This window comes from Crossiella sp. CA198 (assembly GCF_052078295.1).
Classification (GTDB): Bacteria; Actinomycetota; Actinomycetes; order Mycobacteriales; family Pseudonocardiaceae; genus Crossiella.
Genome location: NZ_JBQJIM010000015.1, coordinates 214972 through 241727, shown reverse-complemented (window position 1 = coordinate 241727; position 26756 = coordinate 214972). Strand labels below are relative to the sequence as shown.

Genomic DNA, 26756 nt, shown 5'->3' with positions numbered 1-26756 from the left:
GTCCGGGCACGCCCACGCGGCGGGTCAGTGCGCGGCCTCGTCCCAGGACTGGCCGACGCCGACCGAGACATCCAGGGGCACGTCGAGCCGGTAGGCGTTGCCCATGTGCTCGCGTACCAGCGCTTCCACGGCCTCCCGTTCGCCCTCGGCGATCTCCAGCACGAGTTCGTCGTGTACCTGCAGCAGCATCCGGGAGCGCAGGCCGGGGGCTGAGATGGCCTGGTGCACGCCGAGCATGGCGACCTTGATGATGTCGGCCGCGCTGCCCTGGATGGGGGCGTTGAGGGCCATCCGCTCGGCCATCTCGCGGCGCTGGCGGTTGTCGCTGTTGAGGTCGGGCAGGTAGCGGCGGCGGCCGAGGATGGTCTCGGTGTAGCCGTCCCTGCGGGCCTTCTCCACGACCTCGTGCAGGTAGTCGCGGACGCCGCCGAAGCGGGCGAAGTAGGCGTCCATCTGGGCGCGGGCGTCCTCGGCGGAGATCCGCAGCTGCTGGGCCAGGCCGTACACGGACAGGCCGTAGGCCAGGCCGTAGGACATGGCCTTGACCCGGCGGCGCAGTTCGCCGGTGACCTCGCCGGTGGGCACGTCGAAGGCCTGGGCGGCGACGTAGGTGTGCAGGTCCTCGCCGGAGTTGAACGCCGCGATCAGGCCCTCGTCCTTGGACAGGTGGGCCATGATGCGCATCTCGATCTGGCTGTAGTCCGCGGTCATCAGCTCCGCGTAGCCGCCGCCGACCACGAAGGCCCGCCGGATGGTGCGGCCCTCCTCGGTGCGGATCGGGATGTTCTGCAGGTTCGGTTCGGTGGAGGACAGCCGGCCGGTGGCGGCGATCATCTGGTTGAACGTGGTGTGGATGCGGCCGTCGTCGGAGACCGACTTGAGCAGCCCGTCCACCGTGGTCTTGAGCCGGGTGGCGTCCCGGTGTTCGAGCAGGTGCGCCATGAACGGGTGCTGGGTGTCCTCGTAGAGCTTCTGCAGCGCCTCGGCGTCGGTGGTGTAGCCGGTTTTGGTGCGCTTGGTCTTGGGCATGTTCAGCTCGTCGAAGAGCACCACCTGGAGCTGTTTGGGCGAGCCGAGGTTGATCTCCTTGCCGATCACCCCGTAGGCGTCCTGGGCGGCCTGCTTGACCCGGCCGGCGAAGTGCGCCTCCAGCTCGGTGAGCTTGTCGTCGTCCACCGCGATGCCGGTGATCTCCAGCTCGGCCAGCACACCCAGCAGCGGCAGTTCCAGCTCGGCGAGCAGCCGCGTGGCGCTGATCCGGGCCAGTTCCTCATCCAGCGCGCCCGCCAGTTCGGCCACGGCGCGGGCCCGGAGGAGTTCCTTGGTGGCGGCCTTGGCGACGGTCTCGGTCTCGTCTTCCAGGAGGGAGAGCTGACCGTTGTCGCCTACGTCCTCGGCGCGCAGTTCGCGCTGGAGGTAGCGCAGCACCAGGTCGCCGAGGTCGAAGGAACGCTGTCCTGGGCGGACCAGGTAGGCGGAGAGGGCGGTGTCGGAGGTGAGCCCGGCCAGGGTCCAGCCGCGGGCACGCAGGGCGTAGAGCGGTCCCTTGACATCGTGCGCGGCCTTGGGCGCGGCCGGGTCGGCCAGCCAGGCGGCGAGCGCGGCGTCGTCCTCCGGGGTCAGCGCGGTCACGTCCACGAAGGCGCCCTGACCGTCCACAGTGGACAGCGCGATGCCGGTGAGGTCGCCCGCGCCGCGGGCCCAGTCGCCGACGAAGGAGAGTCCGAGCCGCCCGCCGCGGCCGTGTTCGCCCAGCCAGTCACCGACCGCGCCCGCGGCCAGGGTCTCGCCGCTGACCTCGAAGCCTTCCTCGGCCTCGGGTTCGGCGGTGGACAGGGTGGCGAACAGGCGGTCCCGCAGCACCCGGAACTCCAGCTCGTCGAAGAGCCGGTGCACCGCGTCCCGGTCCCAGGACTGGGCGGCCAGGTCGGCGATGGTGGCGGGCAGTTCGACGTCCCGGACCAGTTCGGTGAGCCGCCGGTTGAGCAGCACCGCGTCCAGGTTGGCCCGCAGGTTCTCCCCCGCCTTGCCCTTGACCTCGTCCACCCGGTCGACCAGCGCGGCCAGGGAGCCGAACTCCTGGATCCACTTGGTGACGGTCTTCTCGCCGACGCCGGGGATCTTGGGCAGGTTGTCCGAGGGGTCGCCGCGCAGCGCGGCGAAGTCGGGGTACTGGTTGGGCGAGAGGCCGTACTTGGCCTGCACCGCCTCCGGGGTGAACCGGGTCAGCTCGGAGACGCCCTTGACCGGGTACAGCACGGTCGTCTTGGGCGTCACCAGCTGGAGCGCGTCCCGGTCCCCGGTACAGATGAGCACGTCGAACCCGTCAGCCTCCGCCTGGGTGGTCAGCGTGGCGATGAGGTCGTCGGCCTCGTAGTTCTCCTTGCTCAGGAACGGGATGGACAGTGCGGTGAGCACTTCCTGGATGAGGCTGACCTGGCCGCGAAACTCATCCGGCGTGGCGCTGCGGGTGGCCTTGTACTCGGCGTAGGCCTCGGTGCGGAAGGTGACCCTGGAGACGTCGAAGGCGACCGCGATGTGCGACGGCTGCTCATCCCGGAGCAGGTTGATCAGCATCGAGGTGAACCCGTACACCGCGTTGGTGGTCTGCCCCGTCGCGGTCTGGAAGTTCTCCTTGGGCAGGGCGAAGAAGGCCCGGTAGGCCATCGAGTGCCCATCGATGAGCAACAGTCGGCGCGCGTCAAGGCGGTCGGGTTGGGTCACGGCGGCGAGTCTAAGGTGACGGTACGACGATTCCCGCGCCACCCGCGCGCGGACCCCCGGAAAGGTGATGGTGAGCCTGGTGAGCACGGTCGACCTGAGCAACTCCCCCGCAGGACAGCTCACGGAGAAGATGGGCATCGAGATCACCTCGTGGGACCCGGAGAAGCTGGTCGGCACGATGCCGGTGGAGGGCAATCGTCAGCCCTACGGGTTGCTGCACGGGGGCGCGAGCGCGGTGCTGGCGGAGACTCTGGGGTCGGTGGCGGCGGCGATGCACGCGGCGCCGGAGCGGATCGCGCTCGGCCTGGAACTTGCTTGCACACACCACCGGGCGGGCCGCGCCGGCCTGGTGACCGGCGTGTGCATGCCGCTGCACCGGGGAAAGACCACGGCCACCTTCGAGATCGTCATCAGCGACGAGGACGGCCACCGCCTGTGCACCGCGAAGCTGACCTGCATCCTCCGCGAGCGCCCACCCGGCGACCCCAAGTAACCGTCCACTTGGCCCAAGTCGCACGCCCACTTGGGCAAACCGGGCGTACGACTTGGGCCAACCAGGCGTGTTGGCCGTTGTGGGCGTCAGGCGACGCCCAGGTAGGCCTCCTTGATGGACGGGTCGGCCAGTAGCTCCGCGCCCGTGCCCTCCTTCACGATGCGGCCGGTCTCCAGGACGTAGCCGCGGTGGGCCCGGCTGAGGGCCTGTTGCGCGTTCTGTTCCACCAGCAGCACCGTGGTGCCCTGTTCGTTGATCTCCCGGATGATGCGGAAGATCTGCTGGATGAACTGGGGGGCCAGGCCCATCGAGGGCTCGTCGAGCAGCAGCACCCTCGGGCGGGCCATCAGGGCGCGGCCGATGGCGACCATCTGCTGTTCGCCGCCGGACATGGTGCCGCCGACCTGGTTCTTGCGCTCGGCGAGCCGGGGGAACAGCTCGAAGACGCGCTCGAAGTCCTGGGCGATGGCCGCCTTGTCCTTGCGGGTGTAGCAGCCCATTTCCAGGTTCTCCAGCACCGTCATGCCGGGGAAGACACCCCGGCCTTCCGGGGACTGGCAGATGCCGCGGACCACCCGGAGGTCGGCGCGCAGCTTGGTGATGTCCTCGCCGTCGAAGCGGATGGTGCCGCCGGAGAGCGGGCGCACGCCGCTGATGCCGCGCATGGTGGTGGACTTGCCCGCGCCGTTGGCGCCGATCAGGCTGACGATCTCACCCTGCTCCACGTGCAGGGAGATACCCGTCAGGGCCTGGATCCGGCCGTAGTGCACGGACACGTTGTTCAGCTCAAGCAGCGCCATCGTCGGGCACCCCCAGGTAGGCGGCGATCACGGCCGGGTTGTCCCGGATCTCGGCAGGCAGGCCCTCGGCGATCTTCTTGCCGAACTCCAGCACCACGATCCGGTCCGTCACGCCCATGACCAGCTTCATGTCGTGCTCGATGAGCAGCACGGTGTACCCGTCGTCGCGGATCTTGCGGATGAGCCCCATCAGCTCTTCCTTCTCCGCGGGGTTGAACCCGGCCGCGGGCTCGTCCAGGCAGAGCAGCTTCGGCTCGGTGGCCAGTGCCCTGGCGATCTCCAGCCTGCGCTGGTAGCCGTAGGGCAGGTTCTTCGCCTTCTCCGCGGCGCGGTCGGCGATGCCCACGAACTCCAGCAGCGCCATCGCCTTCTCCACCGCGGACTTCTCCTCGGCGTGGTGCCGGGGCAGGCGGAGCAGGGCGCCGATCACGCTGGTCTTGTGCCGGGCGTCGGTGCCCACGACCACGTTCTCCAGCGCGGTCATCTCGCCGAACAGGCGGATGTTCTGGAAGGTGCGGGCGATGCCCAGCCGGGTGATCTGGAAGCGCTTGCGCTTGCCGATCGGCTTGCCCTCCAGCAGCACCTGGCCGCTGGTGGGCCGGTAGACGCCGGTCATCGCGTTGAAGCAGGTGGTCTTGCCAGCGCCGTTGGGGCCGATGAGCCCGAGGATCTCGCCGCGGCGGATCTCGAAGTTCACCCCGTCCAGCGCCACCAGCCCGCCGAAGCGCATGGTGACCTCGTCCAGCTTGAGCAGGGTGTCCCCGACCTCGACCGCGATGTCCCGGTCGGCGGCGACCGCCTCGGCCACCTCCGCCTCGTGCGCGGCCCGCTCTTCCGGGGTCATCCGCTCCAGCTCGGCGACCAGACCGCCCTCGACGACCGGTTCGTCGTCGCGCTTGTCCGCGCTCACCCCTGCACCCCCTTCTTCGAGTCGAGCATCGAACTCTCCGTGGCGATCTGCTCCGGTTTGCCCAGCAGCTTCTGATAAGCCTGCCTGCCCCTGGCGAGCAGCCGCTGCCGCGCGCCCAGCAGACCCTGCGGGCGGAACAGCATCAGCACGATCAGCGCGATACCGAAGATCAGGTACTTGTACTCGGCGATCTCCTGGAACCTGTCCGGCAGATAGGAGATCACGAACGCGCCCAGGATCACCCCGACCTTGTTCCCCGATCCGCCGAGCACCACCGCGGCCAGGAACAGCACCGAGGTGACCACGTCGAACTTCTGGTTGTTCACGAACCCGATCTGGCCCGCGTACAACACCCCGGACAGACCGCCGATCGCGGCGCCGATGGCGAAGGCCCACAGCTTGAACTTGAACGTGGGCACGCCCATGATCTCGGCCGCGTCCTCGTCCTCCCGGATGGCGATCCAGGCCCGGCCGACCCGGCTGCGCTCCAGGTTCCCGACCAGCACCAGCACGACGATGATGATCGTGATGGTCAGCCAGTACCACGGGGTTCCGTTGGTGGAGTTGAAGATCGGCGCGCCGGCGGCGTTCTCCAGCTCCGGGCGGCCGACGTCCTGGAAGCCGCGGTTGCCGCGCAGCGCAGGGACGTTGTCGGCCAGCAGGCGCACGATCTCGCCGAAGCCCAGGGTCACGATCGCCAGGTAGTCCCCGCGCAGGCGCAGGGTCGGTGTCCCCAGCAGCACGCCGGAGACCATGGTCACCAGCATCGCCACCGGGATCACCGCGATCCACGGGTAGTCCCAGCGCAGCGGGGATTCCGGCGAGGTCAGCAGCGCCGCGACGTAGGCGCCGACGGCGAAGAAGCCGACGTAGCCGAGGTCGAGCAGACCGGCCTGACCGACCACCACGTTGAGCCCGATCGCGATCAGCGCGAACCGGGCCGCGTTGAACAGCGCGATCTGGAAGTCGGTGCCCGGCTCGGTGGTCAGCAGCGGCGGGTTGATCAGCGGCAGCAGGTAGAGCAGGGCCACCAGCGGGATGAGCACACCCCACTGCTGGAACCGGTTCAGGCCGTTCCACCAGTCACGCACCCGCTGGCCGAAGGGCACGGCCGCGGTCTTCTCGTGTTGTGCGTTCATACCCGTGCCTTCCCGAGGGACTCGCCGAGGATGCCGGTGGGCCGGAACATCAGGACGACGATCAGCAGGACGAAGGCGACCACATCGCGCCACTGCCCGCCGAAGAGGGACTGTCCGTAGTTCTCCACCACACCCAGCAGCAATCCGCCGAGCACCGCCCCCCGCAGGTTACCGATCCCGCCGAGCACCGCGGCGGTGAACGCCTTGAGCCCCAGCAGGAATCCGCCGGTGTAGATGACACCGGAGGGGATCTGCATGACGTAGAACAACGCGGCGGCGCCTGCCAGCAGACCGCCGATGAGGAAGGTCACCATGATGACCCGCTCCCGGTTGACGCCCATCAGCGTCGCGGTGGTCGGGTCCTGGGCCACCGCGCGGATACCGCGGCCGAGCCTGCTGCGTTTGATGAAGGTGTCCGCGGCGAACATCAGCACCAGCGCGGCGAGGAAGACGATGATCTGCACGTTGGTGACCCGCGCGCCGAAGATCTCGAACTGGGTGGTCGGCCGGATGATGCGGATCGCACCCTCGGCGTTGCCGCCCCGCCAGACGAAGAAGATCTGCTGCAGCACGAAGGACGCGCCGATCGCGGTGATCAGGAAGACCAGCGAGGGCGCGTTCCGTTTGCGCAGCGGGCGGTACGCGACGCGTTCCACGATCACCGCCACCGCGCCGGAGACGATCATGCCGACCCCGATGGCCAGCACCAGGGTGGCGATGATCTCCCCCGTGTCCAGCGTGGGAGTCGGCCCCGGCTTGAAGCCGAGTGCGTCGAAGGTGAACCAGATACCGAAGGCGCCCGCGATGAACACCTCGGAGTGCGCGAAGTTGATGAGCCGCAGCACGCCGTAGACGAGGGTGTAGCCCAACGCCATCAGCGCGTAGATGCTGCCGTAGGACAACCCGTCCACGGTGTTGGCCCAGAAGTTCTCCAGCAGCAGGTCAACGTTGAAGCCGATTCCGCTTCCCGAGTCCTGCGCGAGAACTGTGCCTAGTTGCTGAATCACAGATCCGCCCGTTTCTTGCGGTGCACACGCCTGGGGCACGGACATACGCAGGCGAATGCGTGCATCCGTGCCCCAGTGCGGTGATGTCTCAGGTCGGGATTACTTGGTGATCGGCTTGAACTTGACGATCTTGCCGCCCTCGACCTTGTACGACCAGACGGGCGTGTCGGTGAGTTCACCGGTGGCGTCCCACTTGAACTTCTTGGTCAGGCCCTGGCCCTCGTAGTTCTTCACGAAGTCCAGCAGACCGGCGCGGTCCTTGAGGCCCTTGTCGATGCCCTTGAGCAGGATCGTCGCGGCGTCGTAGCCCTCGGCCGAGTAGGTCGACGGCTCCTTGCCGGAGAGCTGCTTGTAGGCGGTGGAGAACTCGGTGAAGGCGTCCGCGGGCACACACGGGCAGGTCAGGTAGGCGCCCTCGGCGCCGTCCGCGCCGCCCTTGATGAACTCATCGTCCTTGGTGCCGTCCGGCGCCACGAACTTCGCCTTGATGCCCTCGTCGAACAGCTTGGAGGCCAGCGGGCCGCCCTCGGCGTAGTAGCCGGCGAAGAAGATGGCGTCCACGTTGGCGGACTTCAGCTTGCTCGCGGTGGCGGAGAACTCGCGCTGGTTGGTCTTGATCTGGTCCTCGCAGGTGACCTTCGACCCCAGCGCGCCCTTGATCGCGTCGGCGAGGCCGGTGCCGTACTCCGAGTCGTCCCTGATCACGCAGACCTTCTGCGCCTTCAGTTCGTCGGTGAGGAACTTGGCCGCGGCCGGACCCTGCACCGCGTCGTTGCCCAGTCCGCGGAAGAAGGTCTTCCAGCCGTTCTTGGTCAGGCCGGGGTTGGTCGCCGACGGCGTGATGGTGACCAGACCGGCTTCGTTGAAGGTGCCGCCGACGGCCTTGGACTCACCCGAGAACGGCATGCCGATCACCCCGACGATGGTGGTGTCGGTGATCGCCTGGGTGACCACACCCGGGGCCTTGTCCGGGCTGCCCTCGGAGTCGTACTTCTTCAGGTTCACCTGGCAACCGGCGTTCGCGCTGTTGTGCTGGTTGATCGCCAGCTGCGCGCCGTTGAGGATGGCTTGGCCCAGCGCGGCGTTGCCGCCGTTGATGGTGCCGATGTAGGCGAGCGAGACATTGCTGCACTTGGCGTTGCCGTCACCACGCGGGTCGGCCGCGTCGCCCGGCTTACCCGGCGCCGCCTGTCCGCCCGAGGTCTGCCCCCCGTTGCCCGATGAACCGCTTCCGCCTCCGCACCCTGCGACGGTGAGCGCGATAACGCTCGCAACCGCCAGGGTCCGCACGAGTCGTGCTCCAGACACCCGTACCTCCACTTGCCCAATCCGCCACCGGCTGAACGGCGGCGGTGTCCCGTACCACTCCGGGACGTGGTTGGACCGGAAAGTAGCTGTCCGTTTCGTCGAAGCCCAGGGTCGCTACAGGAGCGTGTCCACATCGTGACGGTGGTGACGCACCGAACACGAAGCAGACCCAGCCAAGAAGAAACAAGATCCAAACGGGTGGTAACCCACCGTTTACATCACACTCCGTTGCAGGCCAACAGAGGGTGACCCAGTGGGCTCACCGCGTCGTCAGTTCAGGTTGTCCAGCACGGCGTCCGCGACCGCCTTCATGGTGGTCCGGCGGTCCATGGCGGTGCGCTGGATCCAGCGGAACGCCTCCGGCTCGGAGAGCCCCTGCTTGGTCATCAGCAGCCCCTTGGCCCGCTCGATGGCCTTGCGCGTCTCCAGGCGCTCGGTGAGCCCGGCGACCTCGTTCTCCAGCGCGCTCAGCTCGGCGAAACGGGAGACGGCCAGCTCGATGGCAGGCACCAGGTCGCGCTTGGCGAACGGCTTGACCAGGTAGGCCATCGCCCCCGCGTCCCTGGCCCGTTCGACCAGCTCACGCTGGCTGAAGGCGGTCAGGATGACCACCGGCGCGATCCGGTCCCTGGCGATCTCGCCCGCGGCCTCGATGCCGTCCTTCTTGGGCATCTTGACGTCCATGATGACCAGGTCCGGCCGCAGCTCACCGGCCAGCTCGACGGCCCGTTCGCCGTCTCCGGCCTCGCCGACGACCTCGTAGCCCTCCTCGCGGAGCATCTCCACCAGGTCGAGGCGGATGAGCGCCTCGTCCTCGGCGACGAGCACGCGGCGCTGGACGGGGGCGGCCTGTTCCTGGGCCTCGGCAGCCGGCTGGGTCACCGGGGTCCTCCTGCGGTCTCGGCACTGCACTGAACGCGAAACCGCAGCTTACCTGTGCCCCCGAGACGGCTTTGTGAACGCGGCAGGTGATCGGTGTGACATTCCACGCCGCGATCCCCTGGCCACTTCCGGACTGTCCGCCCCCGGACACCCCCACCGCCCCCGCTCACCCCTGCCCGGCAGGCTCCGCCGCCGCGACCCGCCGCCCCTTGCCCCGCGCGAAGGCGAACGCGGCCACCGCGGTCGGGAAGTTCATCACGATCCCGTAGACGGCGGCCGGGATCGCCATCACCGGACTGCCCAGCACCACTGTGGCCACCGCGATGGCCAGCACCCCGTTGTGGATCCCGATCTCCATCGCGGAGGCGATCGCCTGCTCCCTTGGCACCCGGAACACCCGCGGCACCAGATACCCGATCACCAGGCAGCACACGCAGAAAGCCAGCGCCCACAACCCAACCCCACCCAGGTGCGTCAGGAACACCGTCCACTGCGCCACCACCGCGGTCGTGACCACGATCGCCAGCACCAGCACCGCCGCGATCCTCACCTGCCCCGCCACCCGCACCGCGAACGCGCTGAACCGATGCCGCACCCACATCCCCAGCGCGACCGGCACCAGCACGGTCGCGAACACCTGCACCAGCTTGTCCGCCTGGAACCCGATCTCCTTGCCCGCACCCAGGAAATAGGTCATCGACAGGTCGACCACGATCGGCAAGGTGGCCAGCGCCAGCACCGAGTTCAACGCCGTCACCGCGATGTTCAACGCCACATCCCCACCCGCGAGATGGCTGAACAAACTCGCCGAACTCCCACCAGGCGCGGCCGCCAGCAACATCGCCCCCACCGCCAGTTCAGCGGGCAACCCAAACCCCAGCACCAGCCCAAACCCGACCACCGGCAACACCAGCATCTGGCAGGCCAGCGTGATCACCGCGGCCCGCGGCGAGCGCGCCACCCGCCGCAGGTCCACCCCGGTCAGGGTCAGGCCCAGCCCGAACATCACCAGCGCCAGCGCCACCGGCAGGAACATCGAGAACGACACGGAAACTCCTCGCCCAACCCCAGCACAGCCAAGATCACCCGCCCAGACCGTACGTCAGCCCCGCCCCGCTCACGGCAGGGTCACCGGACCACCCGCGTTGCCGATGATCCGGCGCAACACCCGCACCGCGGTGGCGTAGTCCGCGTCGCTGACCCCGTCGTGCAACCGGCCCCGGATCCCCGCCGTGAGTTCGGCCAGCCGCGCCCGCCCGGCCACCCCCGCCCCGGTGAGCGTGAGCCGCCCGCCCTCCCCCACCGCGATCCACCCCTTGCCGAGCAGATCGTCCAGGACCGCCGGGTAGGTGGAGACCTCGCCGATCTGCGGCGTCAGGTACTGCCGCAGGAAGTCGGTGACCTCGGTCCTGGTCAGCCCACCCTGGTGATTGGCCAGGGCGTTGAGGGTCATCCAGTGCCGCTGGGTCACGCCCAGGGTGCCGTGGGTCTCGTGGATGTGGCGGATGACCGTTTCGTGCGCGAGCCCGGTCCAGTAGCCGACCGGCTGCCGCGCGAGTTCCGCGTCGTCAGGTTCCATGCCAGCACACGCTAGAAGCTCAAGCACGCTGGAGGTCAACACCGCGGATAATTCTCCTGATCCGCCACCGCTCTCCACTATGCATTAATAACGCCAGGCCGGGCAGGAAATGCCATGGTAGCGGTTCGGGAATTCGACCCATCAGCAATATGATGACGTCGTCGTATGATGCATGGGGGTGACATTTCTCGACAGAATGCGGGTCATGCCGGAAAATCGGATGAGCGCGACATCCCTGCAGACACACCCATGTCGCACCCATTTTCCCTGCTCCCACCCAAAAGGAAATCCCATGCATGACGACGATGAGCCGATCGGCCGGGTACTCGGCAGGCGGCAGGCGTTGATTCTGCTCGGTGCCGCGGGTGCCACACTCACGGTCGCGGGATCCGCCATGGCCAGTGCCACCACCTCCACCGCGGGCCCGCCCGAGGTCTGCGCGCTGGACTGCGTGGTCAAGCCAGAGCAGATGGAGGGTCCGTACTTCGTCGACGAGCGGCTCAACCGCTCCGACATCCGCAGCGAGCCTGCCACCGGCCAGCTGGTGCCCGGCACCGCGCTGACGATCAACTTCACCGTCCAGCAGATTCGTCAGCAGCAGTGCACTCCGCTGCCGGGCGCGATGGTCGACCTCTGGCAGTGCGACGCGTTCGGGCTGTACTCCGATATCCCGTCCCAGGGCAGCTCCGGCCGCCGATTCCTGCGCGGTTACCAGAACACCGACCAGGCGGGTGCGGCGCGGTTCATCACCATTCTGCCGGGCTGGTACAGCGGTCGCACGCTGCACATCCACCTCAAGATCCGCACCACCGGAACCAACGGCCGGCCGTACGAATTCACCTCGCAGCTGTACTTCACGCCCGAGTTCGGCGCGGCCTATCTGCGGACCGAACCGTACCGGCGCAGGGGACCGGCGAACACCACCAACAACCGGGACTCGATCTACCGCAACGGCGGCGCCCAGATGCTGCTGCGCCCACAGCAGGCCGGCACCGCCTACACCGCGGACTTCGCGATCGGCCTCGACCTGTCCAACACCCAGGTCGGCCGGCCCGACTAGGGGCGGCAGGTAGCGGAGCGCCCTTGCGACAAGATCAGCCCCTGACCGGGTTCTTCCTGGTCAGGGGCTGATCTAATGGTTAAACAGGGTGCCCCGGGCGAGGCTCGTACAGCATCCACACGAAACCGCACCCGCCGTGAGCTGCGGCTTTCCGCCACGGTCAGGATTGATCGGCCCCGTCGGGGTCAGGGCGTTGGTGCCCCATGACGACCTCATGGTGGCGCAGGCCCTTGCCCTGTACGGGGCCACGCGCAGACGGACCCACTTCTGACCAGCGGTTCTCCGGTGGGATTCTGGTGATCAAGGGCAGTTCCCAGGTCGATAGCCCTGGAGGCGATGCCTGATGGCCACTTTGGGACACGACTCGTCGAGCCAGTCCTCGACGGAGTCAGCAGTCATTGTCCGAGCAGTCACTGTGATCATGGGGACGGTTGTTGGGCTCACGTTCCTGTTCGGTTTCGGCAACGTCCTCAACCTGGCCCTTCGGCTGGGAGTGCCGGTTTGGGTGGCACCGCTCGTCGCGCCCGCGATCGATCTTTCGATCCTGGGGCTCCTACTGGGTACGCGGCACCTCGCGCTCACCGGCGCTTCCGCGGACGTGCTACGTCCGGCCCGCCGACTGCTGATCTTCGCGAGCGTGGTCACGCTGGCGTTGAACGTGGCGGACCCCCTCGTGGCCGGCGAGTACGGCAAGGCGGCGTTCGACGCTGTTGGACCGCTTCTCTTGATCGGCTGGGCCGAGGTCGGCCCCGGGTTCCTGCAGGCGATCCATGCGTGCCGAGAGCGCGGGCATACGAATGACATAGACGTACGCGGAACCGCCGCAGTGGCGGAGTTGGGTAGAGAAGCGCCCCACTTCCCGCCGACGAGCCGGAGTTCAAAGCGTGGCGATCGACGGGAGTCCAACAGGCGGGAGTCCGCAGTTGAGGATTCCGCGCGAGGTCCGCGGAAGCAAGCCGCCAGAAACGGCAATCACCTAACGGCCGAGTTCACGCCGGAGTTGGTGGACCGTGCCGTGAAGGCTAACGCGGAGCACATTCGAGAGTACGGCCGTGAGATCGCATCCGAAACCTTGCGGCACCTCCTGCGGCAAGACGGCATCCCGATCGGAACGACGCGGGTTCGTCGCTTGGCGAGGCTGGCGCGCTCGGCGTCTTCGAGTTCTGCGACCAGGCCGGAGAGTGACCGCGACTGTGCGCCGCCCGATGGTGGTCGCGTTACGAACGACGATTCGGCGTCAGGCGGGCAGGACGTCCCAGAGGGTCTGGCCAGCGAGTTGGCGGGTCAGCGCGTCGATGACGGTGCTCGCTCCCTGCTGCCGGAGAGTGTCGTCGTTGAGGGTGAATCGGTGGTATTGGCTGGTGGTGCCTTTACGTGATCCGGAGAGTGTGCCGTCACCAGGGTTACGGAGCGGGTCCATCGTGACCGTGACCAGCCCGCAGCGCACGAGCATGCGGTGGGCCTCATAGGTGGCGCGGTCGAACCCGAAGGTCTCCGTTCTCATCCGCTGGGCCAGGAACAGGTTGGAGCCGGGTTCTACGGGCCCCAGGGAGCGGGCGAGGAACCGCAGGGCGAGGTAGAGGCTGATCTCGTTGTCGGTCAGCGCGTGGACCCAGCCGTTGAGGAAGAACTCGGCAGGCACCGTGACCGAGCTGTTGATCTCCGGCACCGAGTAGGGCGCCTCGGCGCTGGTCTCGTCCAGCAGGCGGAACCCGGCGAAGCGGTGGTAGCCGACGCCCGCTTCGATCATGCCGTGGTCGGCCAGCCGGGCGAGGGCGTGCTTGAGCTGGCGGACCCGGTTCTGCTTTGCCGTCGCCCCGCGCACCATGCCGGAGGAGTTAGCGGCGAGTGAACACACCAGCTCGGCCCAGGACGGCTCACCCACTGTCCGGGGGTCCACCAGCGGCCGCCTGCTCGGCTCCCCGGCGCGCGCCCCGGGGCATTGGGCCTCGAACAGCGCCATTAGCTGCAGTTGCACCGCCAGGCTGCGGGGCGCGCTGATCCGACGCAGCGGCGGCAGCGGCTTGTCAGGACCTGCGCGGGCGAGCAAACCGTGACGCAGGCGGACCCGGTGCGGTCCGTGGCGCCAGATCCGCTGTCTGGCGCGTCGCACAGCGGCGTCGAGGCCGGTGTCGACCAGCGCGCGCAGGGTGCGCTGGCGCAGTTCGAGGCGGCCACGGAGGGAACGCACACCTGGGCTGCCCTGACTTCGCACGTAATGACATCTACCAACTGACCGCTCTGACGGGAATAGGGCGGTGGGCAACTGGTCCTGAGCATTCGTCAGGTGCGAGCGGGTGAGTCGACGGCTCTGACGTGGGCCGATCCTGTTCTGCGGCACCACCGGCACACCAAAAACACGGGGTAGCGACCGGGGCCGAGCATGGAGGTCTTCTCCCTTCTCGCTGTCGCTTCGGGCATGGCGATGTCCCTGTTCTGGCCCCGGTCTTCGTCCCCGATTCCGCCCGGCGCGACCGGCGATGCTCATGGACGTCCAGTACCGGAGGTGGGGGAAACGCCATGAATCCGCCGGAGTTCCACACACCGTCAGCCGAGGCCGGCCCGCCCCACCGGGGTTGTCTGGCCGTGGCCGCCTTCCTCCGCTGTGCGATCGCTGGGAAGGGGGTGCATGACATTGATCGAGTTCATCGAGATTGAGCGGGAGCTGAGCTTCAGCGGCGCCAAGCAAGAGGGCTAACCAGGTTGAGGAGTTTCCATGCAGCGGCCACGAATCAAGTTCGAGCACCAGCCCGTGCGGTACGGCGTTGATCGCGTCCGCTTCGGCGGCAACATCCCAAGCATCGCCGGCGATGTCCGGGATCCGGATGGCTGGGTGTGGGCGCTGGCCGGAACCCTCGACGGGACACGCACGGTGGACCAGGTGGTCGCCGACCTGGTCCACCGTTTCCCCGGCAAGACCCGAGGTGACGTGCTGGAGGACCTCGACTGCCTTCGTCAGGACGGGCGTCTCGAAGACGCCGCCGAACCAGACCCCGTCGAGCTGTCCGCGGCAGAGCGGGAACGGTATGGCCGCGGCCAGGCGTACTTCCGGTGGGTCGACCGCCTCCCGCGATCGACGAGCTGGGCAGCCCAGAAGTTGTTGCGGCAGGCGCACGTGACGGTCGCCGGGACCGGCGGCGCGGGTGGCATAGCCGCGCTGGCCCTGGCCGTCTCCGGGGTCGGCCACGTGCACTGCCTGGATCCCGACAGGGTGGAACTGTCCAACCTCAACCGCCAGATTCTGTTCACTGAAGCCGACCTGGGACGTCCCAAGGTCGAGGTGACTGTAGAACGCCTGCGGGCGCACAACTCCACCATCGAGATCACCGGGGAACGCACCACCATCGACGGCCCCGCCGTACTGCGCCGGCTGGCCATCGGCTGTCATGTCCTGCTGGTCACGGCTGACGACCCGCCAGAGATCCGGTCCTGGGCCAACCGGGCTTGCCAGGAGACCGGCACCGCCTGGGTGCACGCGGGCTACCACGGACCGCAGGTCAACATCGGCCTGTACCGTCCGGGCCCCGGGCCCTGTTATGACTGCGCTCTGGCCGCGCAACGGCAACGGCGAGCGGAGCAGCCGCCGGTGACCTTGTGGCCCGGCGCGGATCTGGCCACCCCGGTGCAGGCCGCGAACATCTCGTCGGCGGGGACGGCAGGCTTGATGGCCGCGCACGCGGTGATGAGCCTGATCACCGGCGCTCCAGCGTTGCCAACCAACTGCGAGATCGGCGTCAACCTGGCCACGCTGCGCGAAAGTTCCACGGTCGGTCCAGCGGAACCACGGTGGGATTGCCCGACCTGTGGCCCGGCCGGCGTCTGACCTTCATCGCTGCCCGCCGCCGACCCTGTGCTGGATGTCGGCGGCCCGGGTGGCCAGGGCCTCGGCTTGGGCCTCGTCGAAGCCGTCAAGCAGCGCGGCGGCCTCCTGGAGAAGCTGGTGTGCTCGCGCCAGATCACCGAGGTGTTCCCAGGAGGTCGCCGCCGTCACCAGCGCGGTCGCGAGGTACTGCTCGGCCCCGGCCAACTGCCGGAACAGCGCGGCGGCGCGACCGGCGATGTCGATCGACCGCTCGTGCTCGCCCAGCGCCTGCCGGGCCACCGCGGTGCGGTGCATCGCATCGGCTTCCCCGACCTGGTCTCCGGCCTGACGGCGTAGCTGGAGTTCCCGTTCGGCATGGGTCAAGGCTTGCCGGAACTGGCCCAGTTCCAGGCTGATCTCGCCGAGGTTGGCCTCCACGATCGCCTCCGGACGCCCACCACCGACCCGCCGGGCCGTCGGCAGCGCTTGCCGGAAGTAGGCCAGCGCCTCCTCGAAGCGCTGCTGGCTCTGCCGCACCTGCCCGAGACCAACGAGCGCGCCGTAGTGCCGCCTGGGGTTATCCAGCTCCTCGGCCAGGGCGAGTTCACTGCGGTAGTCGGCCTCCGCCTCGGCAAGCCGCCCCAGATCCGAGTAGGTGTTGGCCCGCAGGGTGAACAACCATGCCGCCGCGGCCCGGTTTCCGATCCGCTGGGCGAGGTCGACACCGTGGGTGTGCATGTCCACCCGCACCGCCCACAGCGCGCGTTGACGGAAGGTGAGAAACCGCGCGGCTTCGGCGAGACAGAGAGCCGGCTCGTGGAGCTGGTGACGGACCGCAGCGCCTAGGGCGGTGCCCAGGTTGTCCAGTTCGGCATCCAACCAGGCCAGCGCCTGCACCCGATCAGCCAACGGCACGTCGGCACCCACTTGCGCCAGCGTGCTGTCGAGGAACCACAGGCCGGGGAAGACGAGCCGGTCGGCGAACTGGGCAATGCGGGCATACCAGGTGATCACGGAGACCGTTGCCGACCGTCGATCCTCGGCGGTGTCGTCGTGGTCGGCTCGGTGGGCGGCGTAGGCGTGCAGCAGGTCGTGGCAGCGGTAGCGCCTGCGCCCGACCGGCTCCACGAGATGGGCCGCGGTGAGAGCCTCTAGCAGCCGGTAGGCACGGGCAGGCTCGATGCCGGCGAGCACGGCGGCGGCCTCGACGCCGAACTCCGGGCCGGGATGCAAGCCCAGTCGCCGGAACAGCAGGGCCTGGTCGGCGGGCAGCTGGGTGTAGGACCAGTCGAAGACGGTGCGTACGGCGCTGCGGTCGTCGCCACTGCTGCTGAGGGTATCCAGGTGGCTCTCCTCGCTGGTGATGTCCTCCACCACATCGGCGACGGTGGTGTGCGGGCGCACGGCGATGCGGGTGGCGGCTACCCGCAAGGCCAGTGGCAATCGCGCACAGAGGCGGATGAGTTCGGCCACCGCGGCGGCTTCGGCGTCGGCTCGCTCCGGGCCGATGATCCCGCGCACCAGGTCCTCGGCTTCGGCGGAGGTGAACAGGTCCACGGTCAGCGGGGTCGCCGCCTCGGCCACGGCCAGCCCGGTCAGGTTTGCCCGGCTGGTTACCAGCACCAGACATTTTGGGGCGCCGGGCAGTAGCGGCCGGACCTGGTCGGCGCTGCCCGCGTTGTCCAGCAGGATCAGCGTCTGCCGCTCGGCCAGCAGTGACCGGTACAGCGCGGTCTGGGCATCCAGCTCGGCGGGGACGCGGTCCTCGGCGACCCCGAGATCGCGGAGGAACGCGGCCAGCACCAGTGCCGGGGCGACCGGGGTGCTGGGACCGTGGCCGCGTAGATCGGCGTACAACGTGCCGTCGGGGAAGTGGTGCTGCGCGCGGTGCGCCCAGTGCACGGCCAGTGTGGTCTTGCCGACTCCGGCGGTACCGTCCAGCACTGCCAGCGCCATGGTTCCGGGGCTGGGGCGGGGGTGGGTGCTCAGCAGGGTGTCCAGGGCGGCGAGCTGATCGGCGCGCCCGGCGAAGTCCCGCAGCGCCGGGGGAAGCTGTCGGGGCGCCGACGCGGCTGGCAGCGGGGCGGGCGGGGACAGGACGAGCTGGTGGATGGTGCCAGCCTGCACTACATGTCCGGTGACGCTGCCACTGATCTGGTTGCGCACGTCGATCCGCTCGGTCACCTATCCAGTCTCGCCCGGTCACTGAGCACGCTATGCGGGATCTGGCGGAGGCCACCCGGTCGGACCAGCATCCCCAGGCCCGGGTCAGGACTCGTTGAGCTGGTCAAGCAACTCCTGGGCCTGCTGAGCAAGCTTCTGGGCGCTGGGGTCGGAGAACTCCGCCACACCGGAGAGGGCCTGCCGACACCACCGCCGCGCCTCCACATGATCACCGTGGTCCTGCCACACCCGCGCCAGACCTAGACACACCATGCCTTCCGTTACCCCGTCGGCTGCGTCGTGCAGCAACGGGAGGGCTTGCTGGTAGTGGTCGAGTGCTTCGTCGAAACGCCGCCGACCCCGGTAGAGGTTGCCGAGGTTGTTCAGGGTCTGGCCTTCGCCGTGACGATCGTGCACCTCACGGTGCGCCTCCAACGCTTGCTCGAAGTGGTCGAGTGCTTCGTCGAAACGCCGCAGACCCTGGTAAACGACGCCGAGGTTGTTCAGGGTCTGGCCTTCGCCGTGACGATCTTGCACCTCACGGCAAATGAGCAAGTCCTGCTGGAAGTGGTCGAGCGCTTCGTCCAAACGCCACAGGTCCTCGTAGAGGTTGCCGAGGTTGTTCAGGGCCTGGCCTTCGCCGTGACGATCGTGCACCTCACGGCGTATCGCCAGCGCTAGCTGGAAGTGGTCGAGTGCTTCGTCGAAACGCCGCAGACCCTGGTAAACGACGCCGAGGTTGTTCAGGGTCCGGCCTTCGCCGTGACGATCGAGCACCTCACGGCGTATCGCCAGCGCTAGCTGGAAGTGGTCCATCGCCTCGTCGAAACATCGCGCAAACGCAAGTGCCTCCCCCAAGTCATTCAGCGCTTGGCCCAGCGCCTGGGGATCATGGGTGTGCTCGGCTGCGGCGCGCGCATCCCGCTGGACCGTGATCCAGTCCGCTGCGTGCTTTCGGAGCAGGAAGAAGCGCTGGAGCCGGGCCGCAAGCTGATGGGCATGGCGACCGTCTCCGGAGAGAACGGCCCGAGCCGCGGCCGCGACCAGGGTGGGGTACTCGATGTCCAACCACGCCAGTGCGGCGTCACGCCCGCCGAATCGCTCCGATCGCGCATCCGGCCCGGTAGTCGGGTTTAGCCAGGCGTCAGCAGCTCCGGTGGTTTCCAGATAGTGCTCCATCAACCGGGTGCTGGCCTGGTCCTGATCCTCAGCGGATTCCTCCTCCCGGACACGCTCGTAGGCATACAGACCAATGAGGTCATAGAACCGCCACCACCCTACTGGCGGAATACCCGGCTCCAGCAGGTTGGCCCGGCGAAGCTCAGCCAGCAACCGGCTGGTGGTGCGCAGCGGCCGGTCGATCAACGCGGCAGCCGCCTCCACACTGGTCTGCGCGCCGGGGTTGAGCGCCAGCAACCGGAACAGTCGTGCCTGCTCGGGTTTGAGAACCTGGTAGGACAGGGAGAAGGCAACCCGGACTCCCAGGTGGTCGTCGTGCTGAAGTTCTTGCAACCGGCTGGCACTGTCTGCCAACAGTTCAGCCAACTCGGCTACCGGCCGCTCCGGCGCATCGGCCAGCAACGACGCGACGATCTTCAACGCCAGCGGCAGATACCCACACCAGCGGGCCACCTCAGCCGCGGCACCTGGTTCGGTGGCAATCCGCTGATCCCCATGCCGGGAGCCGCGCAGGTGATCGTCAAGTAGCTGCACCGCCTTGTCCGGGGTAAGGATCTGCAGGTCCAACTGCTCCAAGCAGTCCAGGCCGGACAGGGAGCAGCGGGAGGTGACTATCACGCGATGGGCCGCACTGCCCGGCAACAGCGGGCGCACCTGATCGCTGCTCGCGGCGTTGTCGGCGATGATCAGCACCCGCTGGCCCGCGCGGGCACGGGCGGCCAGCACCGAGCGGAACAACGCTGCGCGGTCACCCTCCTGACTCTGGTCGGCGGGCACACCCAGCTGCGTCAATAGGGTGAACAGCGCATCCTCTGGGCGTAGCTCTGGCTGGAGCGAGTGGCCACGCAGGTCGACAAACAACACCCCACCGCCGAACCACCCCCGATCCAGCGCCTCATGCGCGGCGTAGACGGCCAGGGTGGTCTTGCCGACCCCGGCCCGACCGCTAACCCTCGTGCCGATCAGCAACACTCGCTGCTCAGGCGAGGACTGGAGGCGCTCAAGCAGCCAGTCGACCTGCACCTTCCGCCCAACCAACCGTGGCCGGGGGCCCAGGGCCATCGGCGGACCCATCGTGAAGTCCGTGACGGCAGGCGCAGGCGCGGGCGCATCCAGTTCCGGAGCGGCACGCCGGATCTGCTCGATCCGGTTGCGCAACTCCCTCCCCGGCTCGGTGTCATGCTCGCGCGCCAGGTAGGTCCGGAAGGTGTCGTAGACCCGCTCGGCCTCGGTCGGTCGCCCAGCCCGATACAGGGCCAGGAGCTGGTAGCCGACCAGATCCTGATCATCTGGGAACAGGGATCGTGGCTCGTCGATCTCGGACAACACCTGGCGGTGCTGCCCCAGGGATAGCCGGGCTGCCAGCAGCAGATGCCATGCTTCCCCGCGCCGGAGCTGGAGGCGCTGGCGTTCGGTGCCCAACCAGGATTGGTCCTCGCTGAGGTTCTGCAACGCCGTACCCGCACCCTGCTGCCACTCATTGAGGGCCGCCTGGGCTGCTACGGCGACCTTGGCGGGGTCGGTGTGCGCGCGGGCGGCGCCGAGCTGGTCGAGGAAACGGCAGTAGTCCACATGCCGCCGGTCCACGGTGAGCTTGTAGGCGTCCGGCAGCTGCGGCAGGTCGGCCCTGTCCCCGAAGGTGCGCTGCAAGAGGTGACGCAGCCGCTTGGCAAGATCGGTCAGGCCGGTCTTGCTCGGCTTGTCACCCCAGAGCTGGGAACACAGCCGCCTTCTGGGAATCTGCCTCGTCTCCGCCAACAGCAGCAAGGCCAGGAGCGCCCGGTCCTGCTGGGCGCGGAGCGGAACACCCTTGCCGTGGTCGTCGAGGATCTCCACCGGTCCCAACAGCAGAAAATCCATCAGCGTCCCCTCACCCGCGATAGATCCGGCCAGGGTAGCCGCACTGCCTGGCGGTTGGGCTGATGTCGCCAGGATCTACCGCTTTCGGGCGAGTGTCCCCGTGGGACGCCGGAGCGGCAGGCCCTCGGCGTTGACACCGAGGGCCTGGCCGTCCGCGGTGACAGTCCTCGCCCCGGGAACGAGTTCGTGGACGGCCGCCATGAGCAATCGGATGCTGCTGCAGGTTCGTGGCTGGTTACCGGCCCAGCGCCCACCAGAGCGCTTCGTCTGCACCGTTGAAGAAGTCTTGGCCGTCGAACTCGGTGCCGCCGAGATAGACGCGGCCGGTAATCATGTGGTGTTCGGCGTCGGCCTGCGCCGGGGTCGGGCGGCGGTCCTTGCCCCATTCGGTGCGAGTGCCGGAAGTGAATTCGGCCAGTCCTTGCGTCCATGCCAGAGCGTGGATCTGCCCCTTGACATAGTCGCCTCGATCGCGAAGCGGGTTCAGCTCGCCAGCTCGCTGCATGATCTCATTCTCGGTGCGCAACGTCGGCTCAGGGTGCGCGATGCCCATCGCCTGAACGACGGCCAGTGCGTCCGCTTGGGTGCGCTCGACGATCTCCAGGGCGATGCAGCCGGGCCAGGGGTAGGGCTTGCGTGCGCCGGTCAGCCAGATCTCCGGCGCGTCGGAGGTCGAGTCGTTGCGCCAGAGCTGGGCGTAGAAGCTGCTGCTGCCCTCGTCCCAGCCCCAGATGCTTTGCTGTTCCCAGCCGGGCAGGTCGACGGCGTCGTGCAGTTGATAGCCAGGCCTGGCGGTGTGGTTACGGGAGTGGTCGGGAACGCTCATGGTGATCAGTCTGCCGTTCCCGAGTAGCTGACTGAAGGTCATCCGGCTGCCTCGGTCCGGACCATCTCGACGAACATCTCGTCGGGACCTGCCCCTCGCGTGCGCCGTAGTCCTCCTCGGACGACTGATCCTGGCTAGGTCGTGATCTGCCGAGTAGTCGTGACGCTCCTGCACATCAGACACTCTTGATCAAGAGAGCATCTACCTGCACAAATACTCAAAAGAGTGGCAATTACTGGAATATCTTGGAACTCTGCTACGGTTCCGGCCATGGCGGAGTCACTGGAGGACCTGGAGCGCCGCATCGGCGATCTCCGGAACGCGGTGCGACGGGCGGCCATGTCCGGCGACCGAGTCCGAGCAGGCGAATTGCGCGCTGATCTACGCAAGGCGGAGGACGCCTGGGGCGAGGCCATCACGGCGCTGACCGAGCCGGCGAAGGAGCCGGCACCGTCCAGTACCTCAGGGCCGATGGTGTCGATCCGGGACCAGGTGCACCAGGCCCTCACTGTTCTCGGCATTCCGGCCTCACCCAAGTTGATCGTCGCCGTACATGGCGCCTTCTTCGCGGGCGAACTGGTCGGGACCCAGCTGACCAGTCTGCGCCGCGACGAGGAACGTTCCTTTCGGTCCTCGCCTCACGCCCGCCCGTACTACCTGTGCAGTGCTCTGACCGCGGACCGGCTCGTGCCTGCCCGCGGCCTACTGGCGGTCTCCACCTGGCCGCTGACGCAGCGCGTCATAGGACCACTCAGTCCACGCGTGGACTTCCTCACCGCGGCCATCAGGCTGGCTGATCAGGTCAGCCGGATCGCGGAACCGACTCTGCCCGCGCAGCGGCTGCTGTGGCAGTTCGCCGCGAACATCCCCGGCGCCACCACAACCTTCGAGGCCATGGTGCCGGCCAAGGTTGCCGACGCGGCGAAATCAGAACTGACCATCCACCACGAAGCCGACCACGCACACCGTGCGGCGGCGGCATCCCGAGGCCGGACGCAGCTCGATGAGATCCATCAGCTGTTCGGCTCGGCACTCAAGCTCGTGCACCGCACCAAGAACGACGCTTGAACGAACTCTCTCCCGCGCTCCCCCGCGAAGGAAGACAGTGAAGGACATCAACGCCCGGCTCGACCGCATCCGCGGATCGGCCGAGCCACTCAAACACAACGCGCGGACCATCGCCGCGCTGACCAGCAACCCAGGCTGCGCACGCAGGGCCGTCCTGGACGGGGCGGCCGTTGACAAGCAGGCGCTCGCCGAACACCTCGGATTCGCCATTCCGTTCGGCATGTCGAACTTCGCCCTCGCGCGCGGCAACGCGTTTGAGGCGCACGTCAAGGCGAACGGTTGTGCTCAATTGTTGCGCCTTCTGCGTGAACAGCTTGGGCTACCGCTGCCGGAGGTGTCCTACGACGACCTCAACAGCGTTGCTGGGCACGAGACGTTGGAGGCGCGGTACCTCCGTTCGCGCCAACTGCTGGCGCATGCGGCGGACTCCAACCACGACGCCGGGACCCTGTTTGACCACCCGCTGTTGAGGATCGACATCGGCGGGCGCAACGTGTACCTCGAGCCGGACCTCATCGCGTTCCAGCTCCGGGATCGCTTCCACGTTGTGGAGATCAAGTCCTTCCCGATCATCGACCGGCAGGCGGACGGAAGCAAGGTCGCCGCGGCGGCGATCCAGTCCTCCGTCTACGTCCTGGCACTACGCGACCTCCTCACACAGTGGGGCGCCGACCCGGAACTCGTCTCGCACCAGGTGATCCTGGTGTGCCCCGAGGACTTCTCGAACTGGCCGACCGCCGCCCTGCTCGACGTGCGCAAGCAACTGACGGTCGTGCGACGCCAGCTTGCCCGGCTCACCAGCATCGATACGATCATGTCCACCTTGCCAGCTGGCCTGACCCTCGACCTGCGGCCCGATGAGACGGGCAAGGCGACGCGGCCGGTCGCCGAACTGGTCGACGCGCTTGGACAGCTCGAAGCCCGCTACGCACCGGAATGCCTCGCCACCTGCGAGATGGGTCGCTTCTGCCGAGCAGGCGCACAGGGACAGTCTGCCGCGCTCGGCCGGTCCGTCCAGGAGGATCTGGCTGGGATCGACACGTTCTCCGTCGCCCTCGGATTGGCCGACGGCACGCTGATGCCGGGTGCTCACCAACTCGAGGCGGCGCAACTGCTGCGGCTCGCTGACGCGCTACGCCAGGAATGCCTTGGCGGGGTCGCATGAGCACGCTCACCGCGCTGGCTCGCGCCCACGCGGCTCACCTCGGCCGCGCCCAGCCGATAACCACCGTGCGGCACGTCCACATCGCCGACCGCCCGCTGGTCTGCGTGCCACTGGCAATGGCCGGCGAGGCCAACGCACCGCTGGCCATCCTGGTGGGCCAGGACCGGACAAACCCGAAACTCATAGTTGTTCCGCAGCCACGGAACCGGACACAGCGTTTCGAGTTCGCCGACTCGCTCGCCCTCGTTGTCCTGAACTACCTTTCCACCTTCCTCACCTCCACCGGGCACGCGGTGGAAGCCCCACAGGTGTGGGTGCCCAGCCGCGCAGGCATCGACTGCCTCCGGTTGTTCGGGAGGTCCACCCGGCTTCGTCGCACCACCGGTCCCTACGCCGTGTCTGTTTCCGTGCCCAGACTCGGCACCTGGCTGAGCTTCCTCGCCGAACGCGCGGGATACCCAGGCTCATCGATGTTGCTGGCCGCTACTGACGTGCTGGCGCAGCACTGGGCGACTGGGCAGAGCGCCTACGAGGACAGTCAACTGGCCGCCCAGTTCGGCTGGGTTGAACCGCCGCCGGGGATGACCGGTCCGCAAGCCGCGCGCGTGGCCGAGGATCCGATCCGCTGCCCTCCGGCCGGCCCCGTCACTGACCCCACTTTCGATCGCGAGGTCCTGGCGCCAGCCATTGCCGAGTACGACGCCGCGGCCAGTAGGTCCGGACAGGCGCGAGCCATCGCCCGCTTGGAGGGCGTGCTGCTTGGCCAGCTTGACCCCACCTGGCACCTGCTGTGGCGTGTCATCGACCGGCTTCGACAGCTGCCGGCGGGAGAGCATGTGGCGGCTCGTTGGTCGCGAGACAGGGAGGACTATCTGAGGTTCCACGACCGTGTCGCTACCGGCGGCCTCCCGCAGCCGAAACGGGACAGCGCCGTTGCCGCCGCGATCGGGCTCAATGATCTCGAACGACGTCAGGCCGCCTACGACGCACAGCGCGCCTTCGACGATCCGCTGGTCATGGCTGAGCACCGCCTCAGCGGTGACGCGTTCGTCGGCACGGTCACCACCGTGCTCTCGGACCGACGAATTGGTGCGGGACGAGGTGCTGTCTTGCGGCCATTGATCACGGTCGCCACCAGCGATCGCGTCCGGCTTCAACCGGGTGAGGCGAACTTGCACGACCAGACGCGCCCGAAGCAGCGCGCCGAGATCATTTCCATGACCGCCACGACGGCTGACGAGCTGGAGATCACGGTGCAGCTCGCCGGCGGCATGGGCCGCGGTAGAACGCCTGCACCGCGCAGCGTGCCCGCCGTGGGCGACCGGGTCTGCTTCAGCAACCTCACCGACAGTTTCCAGCCCCGCGGAACTTTCCCGGACAGAGAGGACACGCCGTGGACACACGGCGGACCACCGGTCCAGCCGGGTCCGGTCAATGACACTGACGCGGCGGAGGAGTGGTCATGATCGGGGAGGACGCTGCCACCGAGGCGCGTACCGCCATCACCGCGGTGCTGACCGAATTCACCACGGGCGGATCTCCTGGTGTCGTGGTGGATTCCCCGCCGGGCGCGGGCAAGTCCACCCTTGTGGTCGAAGCCGCCACCCGGCTCGCGGAAAACCACGAGCCAGTAATGGTCGTCGCCCAAACCAACGAACAGGTCGACGACCTCGTCGACCGGATGGCGCGTGTGACCCCCGCAGTGCTGATCGGCCGATTGTCTGCCCAGGACTACGTGCCCACACCCCGGGTCAACCACAGCAACGTCGCTGTCGCCACCAACGTTACTGACCTCGGCCAGCCTCAGATAACCGTTGGCACGGCGGCGAAATGGGTGCACATCACCGACCGCCGATGGCCGTGGGCGATCCTCGACGAGGCGTACCAGATGCGCTCGGACATGCTGCTGCGCATCGCCCCCCGCTTCGACCGGGCATTGTTCGTCGGCGACCCCGGCCAGCTGGACCCATTCTCGACCGTGGACATCGACCGGTGGACCGGCCTGCGCTGGGATCCAATGCAAAGTGCAGTCGCGGCAGTGCTCCGCAACAACCCCGGACTGCCCGTCCATCAGCTACCGCTGTCCTGGCGGCTGGACACCTCGGCAGCAGCACCTGTATCCGAAGCGTTCTACCCGTTCACTGGATTCCGCGCAGCCACGGCCGCGGGGGTGCGGCAGCTCAGTTACCAGACCCGAGGGTTCGGTCGCCCAGACGACGAAACGCTGGATACCGCCGCCCGCACCGGCTGGGCTCTGTACGAACTGCCCGCGCGGCACACGCTGCGTACGGACACCGAGGCGGTACACGCCGTTGTCGATCTGGCCGAACGGGTGCTCCAACGCGGGGCTGTCGCGCGGTCGGAGCTGGATCCGGCTGGATCCCCGGTCACCCTTGACCGGATCGCGATCGGTGCCGCGCACCGGGACCAGGCCGCTGCGATCCGGTTGGCGCTGCGGGACCGCGGTATTCCCGCGATCACAGTCGACACTGCGAATCGCTTGCAAGGCAGCGAATACGACCTGACGCTCGTGCTGCATCCGTTGTCCGGACGCAGGGACGCCACGGCGTTCCACCTGGAGTCCGGGCGGCTCTGTGTGCTCACCTCCCGGCACCGGCACGCCTGCATCGTGGTGGCACGGGCCGGAATCCAGGAGCTGCTTGATGCCCACCCTTCCTCTGAACCAATGCACATTGACGTGCCGGCGAAGTTTCCGGACGGCTGGGAAGCGAACCAGGCCATGCTCGCGCATCTGCGCGCTCACCGAGTAGCCGCGCCCTGACCCCAGGAG

At 68.0% G+C, this 26756-nt stretch carries 20 protein-coding genes; 7 read left to right on the top strand and 13 right to left on the bottom strand.

Annotation, left to right across the window (positions count from 1 at the left end; all coding sequences use genetic code 11):
* Nucleotides 1-24 precede the first annotated feature (24 nt).
* Nucleotides 25-2667, bottom strand: coding sequence for a DNA polymerase I (polA, locus tag ACTOWY_RS25790; RefSeq protein ID WP_441312271.1), 2643 nt, complete (start codon nt 2665-2667; stop codon nt 25-27).
* Between the two features lie 187 nt (nt 2668-2854).
* Here polA and ACTOWY_RS25785 point away from each other — a divergent pair, with 187 nt between their 5' ends.
* Nucleotides 2855-3217 (top strand): PaaI family thioesterase, encoded by a 363-nt coding sequence (locus ACTOWY_RS25785; protein WP_441312270.1) that lies wholly within the window; start codon nt 2855-2857, stop codon nt 3215-3217.
* An 86-nt stretch (nt 3218-3303) separates the two neighbouring features.
* On the opposite strand, the gene ACTOWY_RS25780 is transcribed toward ACTOWY_RS25785, so the two are convergent.
* From ACTOWY_RS25780 to ACTOWY_RS25745, 8 genes are all read right to left on the bottom strand, one after another.
* Nucleotides 3304-4017 carry an ABC transporter ATP-binding protein gene (locus tag ACTOWY_RS25780; RefSeq protein WP_247757829.1) on the bottom strand — a complete coding sequence of 238 codons (714 nt, stop codon included), beginning with the start codon at nt 4015-4017 and terminating at the stop codon, nt 3304-3306.
* On the bottom strand, nt 4004-4861 hold the full coding sequence (locus ACTOWY_RS25775) for an ABC transporter ATP-binding protein (RefSeq protein WP_185011551.1): 858 nt from the start codon (nt 4859-4861) through the stop codon (nt 4004-4006). Before ACTOWY_RS25775 ends, ACTOWY_RS25780 begins: the two co-directional genes overlap by 14 nt.
* A 62-nt stretch (nt 4862-4923) precedes the next feature.
* Nucleotides 4924-6066: a branched-chain amino acid ABC transporter permease gene (locus ACTOWY_RS25770; RefSeq protein ID WP_441312246.1), complete on the bottom strand. Its 1143-nt coding sequence runs from the start codon at nt 6064-6066 to the stop codon at nt 4924-4926.
* Nucleotides 6063-7073, bottom strand: a complete 1011-nt coding sequence (locus ACTOWY_RS25765; RefSeq protein WP_247757831.1) for a branched-chain amino acid ABC transporter permease — start codon at nt 7071-7073, stop codon at nt 6063-6065. Before ACTOWY_RS25765 ends, ACTOWY_RS25770 begins: the two co-directional genes overlap by 4 nt.
* 99 nt (nt 7074-7172) lie before the next feature.
* Nucleotides 7173-8381 carry a branched-chain amino acid ABC transporter substrate-binding protein gene (locus ACTOWY_RS25760; RefSeq protein ID WP_441312245.1) on the bottom strand — a complete coding sequence of 403 codons (1209 nt, stop codon included), beginning with the start codon at nt 8379-8381 and terminating at the stop codon, nt 7173-7175.
* Nucleotides 8382-8651: 270 nt separating this feature from the next.
* On the bottom strand, nt 8652-9263 hold the full coding sequence (locus tag ACTOWY_RS25755) for an ANTAR domain-containing response regulator (protein WP_441312244.1): 612 nt from the start codon (nt 9261-9263) through the stop codon (nt 8652-8654).
* A gap of 166 nt (nt 9264-9429) precedes the next feature.
* Nucleotides 9430-10311 (bottom strand): bile acid:sodium symporter family protein, encoded by an 882-nt coding sequence (locus ACTOWY_RS25750; protein WP_441312243.1) that lies wholly within the window; start codon nt 10309-10311, stop codon nt 9430-9432.
* A gap of 69 nt (nt 10312-10380) precedes the next feature.
* A complete protein-coding gene (locus ACTOWY_RS25745; protein ID WP_441312242.1) occupies nt 10381-10842 on the bottom strand; it encodes a hypothetical protein in 462 nt (153 codons plus the stop codon).
* 292 nt (nt 10843-11134) lie between these two features.
* Here ACTOWY_RS25745 and ACTOWY_RS25740 point away from each other — a divergent pair, with 292 nt between their 5' ends.
* Nucleotides 11135-11902 (top strand): dioxygenase family protein, encoded by a 768-nt coding sequence (locus ACTOWY_RS25740; protein ID WP_441312241.1) that lies wholly within the window; start codon nt 11135-11137, stop codon nt 11900-11902.
* 1237 nt (nt 11903-13139) lie between these two features.
* Here ACTOWY_RS25740 and ACTOWY_RS25735 read toward each other — a convergent pair.
* Nucleotides 13140-14093 carry a hypothetical protein gene (locus tag ACTOWY_RS25735; protein ID WP_441312240.1) on the bottom strand — a complete coding sequence of 318 codons (954 nt, stop codon included), beginning with the start codon at nt 14091-14093 and terminating at the stop codon, nt 13140-13142.
* 525 nt (nt 14094-14618) lie between these two features.
* Between ACTOWY_RS25735 and ACTOWY_RS25730 the strand changes: the two genes are divergently transcribed.
* Nucleotides 14619-15725, top strand: a complete 1107-nt coding sequence (locus ACTOWY_RS25730) for a ThiF family adenylyltransferase (protein ID WP_441312239.1) — start codon at nt 14619-14621, stop codon at nt 15723-15725.
* A 3-nt stretch (nt 15726-15728) separates the two neighbouring features.
* Here ACTOWY_RS25730 and ACTOWY_RS25725 read toward each other — a convergent pair whose 3' ends face one another.
* From ACTOWY_RS25725 to ACTOWY_RS25715, 3 genes are all read right to left on the bottom strand, one after another.
* Nucleotides 15729-17888, bottom strand: a complete 2160-nt coding sequence (locus ACTOWY_RS25725) for an ATP-binding protein (protein WP_441312238.1) — start codon at nt 17886-17888, stop codon at nt 15729-15731.
* A gap of 84 nt (nt 17889-17972) precedes the next feature.
* Entirely contained in the window at nt 17973-20906 is a 2934-nt protein-coding gene (locus tag ACTOWY_RS25720) for an AfsR/SARP family transcriptional regulator (protein ID WP_441312237.1), read from the bottom strand.
* Between the two features lie 235 nt (nt 20907-21141).
* Nucleotides 21142-21732 (bottom strand): hypothetical protein, encoded by a 591-nt coding sequence (locus ACTOWY_RS25715; RefSeq protein WP_441312236.1) that lies wholly within the window; start codon nt 21730-21732, stop codon nt 21142-21144.
* A 270-nt stretch (nt 21733-22002) separates the two neighbouring features.
* Here ACTOWY_RS25715 and ACTOWY_RS25710 point away from each other — a divergent pair, with 270 nt between their 5' ends.
* The 4 genes from ACTOWY_RS25710 to ACTOWY_RS25695 are packed head-to-tail and all read left to right on the top strand — an operon-like array spanning nt 22003 to nt 26747.
* Nucleotides 22003-22800, top strand: coding sequence for a hypothetical protein (locus tag ACTOWY_RS25710; protein ID WP_441312235.1), 798 nt, complete (start codon nt 22003-22005; stop codon nt 22798-22800).
* Nucleotides 22801-22837: 37 nt separating this feature from the next.
* Nucleotides 22838-23965 (top strand): hypothetical protein, encoded by a 1128-nt coding sequence (locus ACTOWY_RS25705; protein WP_441312234.1) that lies wholly within the window; start codon nt 22838-22840, stop codon nt 23963-23965.
* Entirely contained in the window at nt 23962-25431 is a 1470-nt protein-coding gene (locus ACTOWY_RS25700; RefSeq protein WP_441312233.1) for a hypothetical protein, read from the top strand. The genes ACTOWY_RS25705 and ACTOWY_RS25700 overlap by 4 nt, the downstream gene beginning before the upstream one ends.
* Complete coding sequence (locus ACTOWY_RS25695) at nt 25428-26747, top strand: AAA domain-containing protein (RefSeq protein ID WP_441312232.1); 1320 nt, start codon at nt 25428-25430, stop codon at nt 26745-26747. The genes ACTOWY_RS25700 and ACTOWY_RS25695 overlap by 4 nt, the downstream gene beginning before the upstream one ends.
* Nucleotides 26748-26756 lie beyond the last annotated feature (9 nt).